This is a genomic window from Neobacillus drentensis (genome assembly GCF_036962765.1).
Lineage (GTDB): Bacteria > Bacillota > Bacilli > Bacillales > Cytobacillaceae > Neobacillus > Neobacillus drentensis_C.
Genome location: NZ_JBALOS010000079.1, coordinates 48,658 through 49,225, shown reverse-complemented (window position 1 = coordinate 49,225; position 568 = coordinate 48,658). Strand labels below are relative to the sequence as shown.

Below are 568 nucleotides of genomic sequence, written 5' to 3'. Positions count from 1 at the left end.
AAAATCAACAATAAGCTTTTACATAGCCAAATAATTAATCGCTCAGGAGGAGCATTTCCAATTCTTGCACCAATACCTTCCCAGATTCTCGATATTTCTCCGGAATGCTTGCATCCTTATCGACTGGCTCCTGAAATTGATTTAGGGTTCCTGAGAAGGTACCAGTGCTCCCTTCGTCATCAAGTCCTGCTTCATATATATGGGCCAAGAGAAATGGTCTTCCTAACTTAACGGTACAATTGTTAGCATCCAACTGACCATCAATTGCTTGAAATGGCAGACGCATGAATTGGTAACCATCCTCATCATTAAGTTTATAGTCAAAGGCACCATGATCATAATCCCAGTTTCCGCCAATCGTATATCCGATTGGTTTTAATTTTTGTTCAAGTTCAAATAAACCAAACTGCTTACCTTCTACTTTGGATGGTAACTCAATCATAAACATTAACCCCCTAATTCATCGATACAATTAGTTTCTCCAAATCCATTCATTTCAATAAAAAAAAGAGAACTGATTCATATGATCAGATCTCTTTAAAGGTAAGTGAGTCCGAACCTGAGGTTA

1 protein-coding gene is annotated in these 568 nt (G+C 37.9%); it reads right to left on the bottom strand.

Annotated elements, in window-relative coordinates:
- Positions 1-34 precede the first annotated feature (34 nt).
- Positions 35-442 (bottom strand): YugN-like family protein, encoded by a 408-nt coding sequence (locus V7137_RS11760; protein ID WP_335698258.1) that lies wholly within the window; start codon positions 440-442, stop codon positions 35-37.
- Positions 443-568 lie beyond the last annotated feature (126 nt).